Annotated in this window: 7 protein-coding genes; 4 read left to right on the forward strand and 3 right to left on the reverse strand. The window is 39.4% G+C overall.

Features of this window, described 5'->3' with window-relative positions; genetic code table 11:
- A partial coding sequence (locus tag CK510_RS20705; protein ID WP_143289365.1) for a CHAT domain-containing protein occupies nucleotides 1-4,032 on the reverse strand: 4,032 nt, incomplete at its 3' end.
- A gap of 115 nt (nucleotides 4,033-4,147) precedes the next feature.
- Nucleotides 4,148-4,315 (reverse strand): hypothetical protein, encoded by a 168-nt coding sequence (locus tag CK510_RS31910; protein WP_158224934.1) that lies wholly within the window; start codon nucleotides 4,313-4,315, stop codon nucleotides 4,148-4,150.
- A gap of 43 nt (nucleotides 4,316-4,358) precedes the next feature.
- Here CK510_RS31910 and CK510_RS31915 point away from each other — a divergent pair, with 43 nt between their 5' ends.
- Nucleotides 4,359-4,526, forward strand: coding sequence for a hypothetical protein (locus CK510_RS31915; protein WP_158224935.1), 168 nt, complete (start codon nucleotides 4,359-4,361; stop codon nucleotides 4,524-4,526).
- 5 nt (nucleotides 4,527-4,531) lie between these two features.
- Here CK510_RS31915 and CK510_RS31920 read toward each other — a convergent pair whose 3' ends face one another.
- Nucleotides 4,532-4,678, reverse strand: a complete 147-nt coding sequence (locus CK510_RS31920; RefSeq protein ID WP_158224936.1) for a hypothetical protein — start codon at nucleotides 4,676-4,678, stop codon at nucleotides 4,532-4,534.
- Nucleotides 4,679-5,085: 407 nt separating this feature from the next.
- On the opposite strand from CK510_RS31920, the gene CK510_RS20710 reads away from it, so the two are divergent.
- The 3 genes from CK510_RS20710 to CK510_RS20720 form a co-directional block, all read left to right on the forward strand.
- A complete protein-coding gene (locus CK510_RS20710; RefSeq protein WP_095723506.1) occupies nucleotides 5,086-6,270 on the forward strand; it encodes a S1C family serine protease in 1,185 nt (394 codons plus the stop codon).
- Nucleotides 6,271-6,340: 70 nt separating this feature from the next.
- Nucleotides 6,341-6,922 (forward strand): COP23 domain-containing protein, encoded by a 582-nt coding sequence (locus tag CK510_RS20715; protein WP_095723504.1) that lies wholly within the window; start codon nucleotides 6,341-6,343, stop codon nucleotides 6,920-6,922.
- 87 nt (nucleotides 6,923-7,009) lie between these two features.
- A partial coding sequence (locus CK510_RS20720; RefSeq protein ID WP_143289366.1) for a tetratricopeptide repeat-containing S1 family peptidase occupies nucleotides 7,010-8,923 on the forward strand: 1,914 nt, incomplete at its 3' end.

Genomic DNA, 8,923 nt, shown 5'->3' on the forward strand with positions numbered 1-8,923 from the left:
AAAACCACTGGGTAAGCCAATATATTCATCGCTGGTATTGGTGAAATCAATTAATCCGGTTTCGCACGCGGAAAGAGTGACGAGGCGACATTTTTCTAACTTGAGAGCGAAGATTTTATCTAGGGTAAGACATTTTTCTAAATCATGGGTTTCACCCAATCGCACATCCAGGTAACGTTCGGAGTCGGGTTTTGTTGGTGTGTCTGCGACGGGTGCATTTGCCAAAATTAGGGCTGATTTACTGGCATTTGTCAAGTTAAAATACCCGTGACAGCTAAAGTGAGTGCAGTGGTAAGTATTTAAGTCAGAATTATTAATTGCTGTGAGTGTTGCTGCTGTTTTTTTCAGAACGTTGGCAGGATTAAAGTAGCTTTGAATAACTTGTACTTCTAAATCTGTATAGTTTAAATCGCCTGTAGGGTTTTGAATCGCAAATAGGGATTGAAAATCTGGGCGTTTTCGCTTTTGTACCTGTTGCAGTAGTTGACAACTGGGTGCATAACTCACACCACCAGCAAATACATCCAGAAGACAACGCGAATTTTCAGAATTTTGATTTACTGGAATTGCATGAAGGGGGAATAAATGCAGAAACCGATGGGGAATTAGGATGAGTTTATCGCAGTGCTTTGGTATCTGAGTTAATATTTCATCAATGTGCAGAATCGAGGCTAATTCTTTGAGTGATTCTTCTAAGGTATTAAGCCATTGGTCTTTTTGATTGCGATAGTTTTTCAAATATTGATTTGCCCAATTCCTCAAAGCTTCTCTATCTTCTGGCTGGGATTGCCAAACTGTCAACTCTCCTCTTTTTGTGACAATAAACGCCAGAATTTTATCGCCGAGAATATACCACTCAATAATGGCTGCACGCTCATCTAAAGTACGCTGGAAAGAGTCGAATTTGAAACCATAACCAACAGGTAAGTAGCGGTTTTGCAATTCATTACGCTGCTGTCGCAATTGTTGGAGACGTTGTGCTAATTGTTGGGGATTTTCGGCTTTACCATTTTGGATTTGATATTGTCCTACGGCTATTTCATCCCTGTATGTTTCTAATTGAGTGACTACTTCTGGAGGGAAGAAGGTTTTAGAGTCGCGTTCGAGGATTTGTTCAACTAAATTGCGGGTTTTACTACGTTCAACATATTCAATTGCTTCGGTAGTTTTATTTAATTTCAAGCAAACTTTTACCATGCGGCTATAAACTTCGTTAAATTTTTCCGCTTGTTTGCGTTTGCTTTCTTCTCCAGATACTATTTCTTCCCGCAAAGATTCTACTGTGTCAATGGTCGATTTAAAGGCATTGTCAGCTAAAATCAACTTGCTTGTGCTTTGGTAAACAATTCCTAGTCCCCATAAAGAGAATGCATGGTCTTGGGGAAAAGTGTCAAAACTTCTGACTTTGAGAGCTTCTTGGTAAGCTGTGATCGCCCGCTCTAAATTATCTGCCCGCTCCCCTCTGATTCTGTTTCGGTAAGCAAAAGCGAGATTATTTTGTGTTTGCGCCCAATCACCAGGAAAAGCTTCAAAAGTTCTGATTTTGAAAGCTTCTTGGTAACAACTGATCGCTAGTTCTAAATTACCTTCCCGCTCCTCTCTAATTCTACAAATGTAAGCATTAGCAAGATTATTTTGTGTGGTTGCCCAATCAATAGGAAAAGCATGAAAATTTCTAATTTTGAGAGCTTCTTGGTAACAACTGATCGCTAGTTCTAAGTTCTCAGCTTTATCCCCTCTGATTCTGTCACTATAAGCAAGACCGAGATTATTTTGCGTACCTGCCCATTCATAGGGAAAAGTGTCAAAAGTATAAACTTTGAGAGCTTTTTGGAAACAACCGCTCGCCAGTTCTAAGTTCTCAGCTTTATCCCCTCTGATTCTGTCACTATAAGCAAGACCGAGATTATTTTGCGTACCTGCCCATTCATAGGGAAAAGTGTCAAAAGTATAAACTTTGAGAGCTTTTTGGAAACAACCGCTCGCCAGTTCTAAGTTCTCAGCTTTATCCCCTCTGATTCTGTCACTATAAGCAAGACCGAGATTATTTTGCGTACCTGCCCATTCAATAGGAAAAGCTTCAAAAATCCTGACTTTTAGAGCTTCTTGGTAAGCTGCGATCGCTAGTTCTAAATTCTCAGCTTTATCCCCTCTGATTCTAGAACTGTAAGCAGTCGCAAGATTATTTTGCGTTTGTGCCCAATCAACAGGAAAAGCTTCAAAAGTCCTGACTTTTAAAGCTTCTTGGTAAGTTGTAATCGCCAGTTCTAAATTCTCAGCTTTATCCCTTCTGATTCTAGAACTGTAAGCAGTCGCAAGATTATTTTGCGTTTGTGCCCAATCAACAGGAAAAGCTTCAAAAGTCCTGACTTTTAGAGCTTCTTGGTAAGTTGTAATCGCTAGTTCTAAATTCTCAGCTTTATCCCCTCTAATTCTAGAACTGTAAGCAGTCGCAAGATTATTTTGCGTTTGTGCCCAATCAACAGGAAAAGCTTCAAAAATTATGACTTTCAGAGCTTCTTGGTAATAAGCGATCGCCAGTTCTAAATTCTCAGCATTATCTCCTCTGATTTTCTCACGGTAAGCATTAGCGAGATTATTTAGCGTTCTTGCCCATTCATAGGGAAAATCATCAAAAGTGAAAACTGTCAAAGCTTCTTGGTAATAAGAGATTACCACCTCTAAATTCTCTGCTCTTTCTCCTCTAATTCTTTCACAGTAAGCAGTTCCGAGATTATTTAGCGTTCTTGCCCATTCATAGGGAAAAGCATTAACAGTATAAACTAAGAGAACTTCTTGCAAACAAGCGATTGCGAGTTCTAAATTCTCAGCCTTATCCCCTCTGATTGTGTGACTGTAAGCAAGACCGAGATTATTTTGCGTGGTTGCCCATTCGTAGGGAAAAGTGTCAAAACTATAAACTTTGAGAGCTTTTTGGAAACAAGCAATCGCCATTGCTAAATTCTCAGCTTTATCCCCTCTAATTCTGTCCCTGTAAGCATTACCGAGATTATTTTGCGTTGCTGCCCAATATTGAGGCAAAGCTTCTCTGGTGTAGATAGTTAAAGCAGCAGTATAAGCAGCGATCGCATTTTCGATGTTATCTGCCCTGTCTCCTTTGATTCTATCGCTGTAGGCAAGTCCGAGATTATTTTGCGTACCTGCCCAATCTAGAGGCAAAGCTTCTGGAGTGTAGACAGTTAAAGCAGCAATAAAAGCCGCGATCACCTGTTCGATGTTATCTGCCTTGTCTCCTTTAATTCTAAAATAGTAGGCAATTGCGAGATTATTTTGCGTTGTTGCCCAATTTTGAGGCAAAGCTTCTCTGGTTAAGACAGTTAAAGCAGCAGTCAAAGCCGCGATCTCTTTTTCAATGTTATCTGCCTTGTCTCCTTTAATTCTATCCCCGTAGGCAATTGCGAGATTATATTGCGTCATTGCCCAATCTTGACGCAAAGTTTCTCTGGTTCTGACTTTTAGCACGACTTCACAGCCAGTGATAGCAATTTCCATATTGCTGGCTTTGTCACCTAAGGGAAATTGCTGAATTAGAGCGCTAAAATTGAAAATAGCTGTTGCTAGGTTTTCCACCTCATCTGCTTGGGCTTCCCCCAGTGTATTTGTCCCCCAACGATGCAATATTTCTGCTAACACCTCGTCGAGTTTGTCTGTATTATTTGCCAGCAAGGGGTAAACTACCTGGGGATTACCTTCGCTGTCTGCGGTTGCTTGTAGTACCTCCATCAAGAATTGGAAATATGCCTGTATCTCCTCTTCACTGAGAGATTCCAAATCTACTTTAGTATCTAGATTTAATACTTCCCTTAGTTGCATTGCCAAACTTTGCAACCAATTCGCTGTATTCTCATCCCCCGGCTGTGAAAACATCTGTGCTACTGCTTCTACCGTCTGCACAAAACCAGCATCAAGTAACTCTTGGTTTGCTGCTAAAATCTCTGATTCTTCACCACTGGGGGAATCTAACAGGCTGCGAATAAGGTTGAAATATGCTTGCTGACGCTGTTCGTTCATGGGTAAGGATGTGAGATATTACACACTTAGTCATGATAAAATTTCAATAACAGCACCATGAATTCCGGAAAAATACGGAGATTTGCCAAAATTCCAACCCCACCACAATCTCTAACTAAGCCACATAGACAAAACAAAAGCGATCGCCCTCCGGGCAGAGACTGCGATCGCATGATTGACTTAAGTGGCTAAACTGAAAGCGCGATCGCATATTTTTAGTGGTTGAATTGTCAGCGCGATCGCATGATTGATTTAAGTGGCTAAACTGAAAGCGCGATCGCATGATTTTATGTGCTTGGATTGGAAGCGCGATCGCATGATTTTAAGTGCTTGGATTAGAAGCGCGATCGCATATTTTTAGCGATTGGATTGGAAGCGCGATCGCATGGTTTTATGTGGTTGAATTAGAAGCGCGATCGCATGATTTTATGTGCTTGGATTGGAAGTGCGATCGCATGATTTTAAGTGCTTGGATTGGAAGTGCGATCGCATAGTTAATTCAACTGGCTAAATAGAAAGTGCGATCGCATGATTTTATGTGCTTGGATTGGAAGTGCGATCGCTCTCTTCTACAACTCGATTCATTCTCCATACTAAGTATATTTATTTTCTCGGCTTGCAAATGAAAAGCCGGATTTTTATCCATATATATACTTAAATAGATGAATCACGGTAATAATAGTTGCCAAGAATCTCAAGAAAATCGCCCTTAATGATCGGCGAACAATGTTCCCCAGGACTTCCTCGCAATCCGATGGCTTTACGGCTAATCTCGGTAAATTCCCTAAGTATTTAGCAATGACTGAGAAAAAAGTTTAGAGCTTGCGTAAAAAATTCCTCCTCACACCGTAATCCTACTAGAAGGGAATTTTCAGGGGTTCAACATGAACTTATTTAACCAGTGGGGACTAAAGGCGATCGCACTATCGAGATTATCTGGTTTAAGTATTTTTACAGAGAAAAATCAGCATGATATTGTGATTTCAGTCGCAATTATCTGAAAATATCACTTTTTGACTTCCAATGGGGAATTTACGAACTAAATCTAAAACGATGATAAACAAGCGATTCTCGAAATTAGGAATTTTAACACTATGCACTGTTTTTGCTCTAACGGGTATAAACACCGTCGAGCAATTACTATCGCTGAACGGAAAGGAAGCAGGTTATTCTAACCGTGTTTTAGCGCAAACATCTGATGAGTCGCTTAACCGGAGAGTATACCAAAAAGCTAGTCCAGCAGTGGTGACAGTGAAAACAGAAACTGGTCATGGGAGCGGGTTTGTAATTAGTCAGGATGGGTTGATTATTACTAATGCTCATGTAATCAAGCCACCACCACGACTACAACCAAAAAATGAAGCAGAAGCAGAATATGCCAGAACTTATAACCCTGCTGAGTTTCCTCAAGTAGTGACGGTGGTTTTTACCGACGGGAGAAAATTTAGTGCAGATGTGATGGGTTTTGGTAAGGGTGGTTTAGATTTAGCAGTTCTAAAAATTCATGGACAAAAAAACTTGCATACCCTTCCTTTAGCTACTCCTGGTAGTGCAAAAGTGGGCGATCGCGTTTTTGCTCTGGGTACTCCTCTGGATGCAAAATTTGAGGGTACATTTACCCAAGGTAATATCACCCGAATTGACCCTAGTGATGGAGAAATTCAACATAATGCTGTGATTATGGGGGGTAATTCCGGTGGTCCCCTCCTCAACTCTCAAGGTCAAGTAATTGGTGTGAATACATCAGGGATTGGGGAATTAAATACTGGGATGAATTTTTCTATTCCTGTCTCCCAGGTACAGTCTTTTATCGTTGCAGCGAGAAAAAAAGATGTTTCCCCAGTTTCTACCCTATTTACACGAACTCAAGAACCATCGATTCGGACAATTACACTCAATGGTCAAGTAATTAATGGCAGTTTAACTAAGGGCGATCGCACTCTCGAAGATGGCAGTTTTGCTGATGGGTACCAATTTCAAGGTAAGAAAGGTCAACAGGTCGTGATTGAGATGACGAGTCAGAAGATTAACCCAGTTTTAAGTTTATTTCAGGTGGTTGAGTCTACAGAAGGTCAGCAACTTCTAAAAATAGCAGAAAACGATGATAGAGGAGCAGGTGATTTTAATGCTCAAATTACGATGGCTTTACCAGCAGATGGAGTTTTTTTCATCATAGCTAATTCCCTCGACAGAGGTGAAATTGGAGATTATAGCTTACGGGCAAATTCTCAACCTTAAATGACTAATTTAGGTCATTATCGTTTTTTTTATTACATCATCAATCTTACTTTCTTGAAGGATTAAAACTATGCAACGTCAATTATCTTCCATCGCTTTAGCACTCACTGCCTTAACTTCTGCGGCAACATTAGCTATCAGTATTTCTCCTGCTTTCAGTCAACCTGTTGCTACTAACTCTCAGCCAAATAAAGTCACTTTTTTATGTCGAGAAATATTTGACAAAGCAAGCGGCGACAAAATTCCAGCTACGGTTGCTTGGATTCCCGAACGCAAAGGTCATATCAGTCTAATTGGTTGGAAATCACAAGCTCTTCCTCCCCACATCACTCCTCAAAAAAGGTGTGAGATAGTCACTCAAAAGTTTCAACAGTTTTATGATAATGGCAGCTTAAATTATCTGACTCACGGCATCAATAATGGCTATCCAGTAATTTGTAGTATTCCCAATCAAGGTGAAACTTGTAATGGGACAAATCAACTATTTACGATTAAACCTGGTAGTAGTCCTACTATAGTTTTACAGAGGCTTATCGATACATTAGTAGGAGCAGGAGGAGTAGGAATACTCTATCAAAACTCAGGTCAGCAGGTATATATTGACATGAAAGAATATTTCAAAAAAGCTCCTGTGGAAAATATTCCTACCTAGTTACCTGATATGTAGAGACGCGATATATCGCGTCTCATTCTCTTTTCAAGTATCCTCAGATTTTCTTCATAATTCTTCAACATAAATATGAATAAAAACATCGCCATAATTACCTCAATTTTACTGTTCCAGTCTCCTAATTTTGCTATTATACTCCCTGCTAAAGCCCAAACAGTAACTCCAAATCCAAACTGCGAAATAATACCAGAAAAGGATAAAGGCGATTATTTAGAATATTCTGAAAAACAATTAGAAACTATTGCTAGTCGTATTACAGTCAAAGTGATTGGCGATAATAATGGGGGTTCGGGTACGCTACTTGCTAAAAAAGGAAATACGTATTTAGTCCTCACTAATTTCCATGTTGTCAGAGGGGTTAATTCTATCAATCTCAAAACAGTTGATGGGAAAACTCATACTGCACAAATTATTCCTAATACTAAGTTTGAAAAATTTGATTTGGCATTATTGCAGTTTCAAACGAATGAAATTTATTGCCCTATAAAAGTTGCTGATTTTCTTCCCGATACAACAATGTCTGTTACTGCTGGGGGATTTTCTGGGGAAAAGGGAGAGATGGTATTTAGTCATGGCAAAATTCAACAAATTTCTCAACCCCTTAAGGAAGGATATCAAATTGGCTACACCAGTAATATTGAACAGGGAATGAGTGGTGGTGCAATTATTCACAGTAGTGGGATGCTTGTTGGAATTAATGGACGAGGTGCTTATCCAATTTTAAATAGTGGTTATGTCTATCAAAATGGTTCGCGTCCCAGTGAGTCAGAAATTCAGGAGATGCGAAAGTTGAGTTGGGGGATTCCGATTTCAACTGTTTTAGCTGAGGTGAATGCAGACATACTTACTGCTTATGGTTTACCTTTCCCAAAAACTATAGCCAGCGTTCCAGAACCACAGTTAACTAGATGGTTGGGAGATTTAGAGAAAAAAGCTAAACAATTTACGGTTAGGATTGATAGCAGCAGTAAGGATATTAATGGCATTAATAATAATGGGTCTGGGGTGATTATTGCTAAAAATAAAAATGGGAATACCTACACCTATACAGTATTAACAGCAGCCCATGTGGTTTGTGAAAGGAACAAAGGAGATAATGCAACAAAACCATGTCGTAACGAAAATTATGAAATTGTTACTCATGATGGCAACAAATATTCTGTAGATGAAAGCACGATTAAAAGAGAGGAAGGTGTTGATTTAGCAGTAGTGAAATTTGTTAGTAAGCAAAACTATGAATTAGCAACTTTAGCAAATTATAATCCTAGTGATTATCAGTATATCTTTACTGCGGGATATCCTAAATTAGGGAATAATTCACCTTGGCGATTTACAATTGGGACGATTTTTGATAGAGAAGGAGGATTATTAGGGGTAAAAGAACCAGACTTTCCAAGCGATAGTTCTGGCAGATTACAAACAGCAAGTTCCTTAACCGGAGGATATGAATTAGTTTACACCAGCATTACCTATGGTGGCATGAGTGGGGGTTCTGTACTAGATTCTACGGGAAGAGTGATAGGGATTCATGGACGTGCAGAAGGGGAAGAAGCCATTGATGAGAAAACAGGAGATAAGGGTAGTAGTGATGGAAAAGTACAACTAGGTTATAGTTTAGGTATTCCAACCAGTACCTTTTTAGGATTAGCAACAAGATTGGAAGTGCAAGTACAGAAAAGAGAAATAGAAACAGAAGCAGCACCGCAATTAAATACACAAAAAATTAAGTCGATTCAAGAAGCAATATTATCAACTGATGTTTCCAAAGGAAATACAACAGCTAGTCAATGGCTAGACAGGGGAAATCAACTTTGGCGATTGAGTCGAAATCAAGAAGCAATAAAAGCATTTGATGCAGCGATTAAGCAAAACCCTGATTTTATTCACTTAGCTTATTATGGCAAGAGTTTGGCATTAGGTTCAGATAAAAAATATCAAGAATCTATAGCTGCATTAGAGTCAGCAACCAAACTTAAACCTAAC

It is taken from the genome of Brunnivagina elsteri CCALA 953, assembly GCF_002289455.1.
GTDB classification, from domain to species: domain Bacteria; phylum Cyanobacteriota; class Cyanobacteriia; order Cyanobacteriales; family Nostocaceae; genus Brunnivagina; species Brunnivagina elsteri.

Coding starts and splice junctions, on each gene's coding strand:
- CK510_RS31910 (WP_158224934.1), bottom strand. CDS start 4,315: ATGCGATCGCGCTTTCAGTTTAGCCACTTAAATCAATCATGCGATCGC.
- CK510_RS31920 (WP_158224936.1), bottom strand. CDS start 4,678: ATGGATAAAAATCCGGCTTTTCATTTGCAAGCCGAGAAAATAAATATA.
- CK510_RS20710 (WP_095723506.1), top strand. CDS start 5,086: ATGATAAACAAGCGATTCTCGAAATTAGGAATTTTAACACTATGCACT.
- CK510_RS20715 (WP_095723504.1), top strand. CDS start 6,341: ATGCAACGTCAATTATCTTCCATCGCTTTAGCACTCACTGCCTTAACT.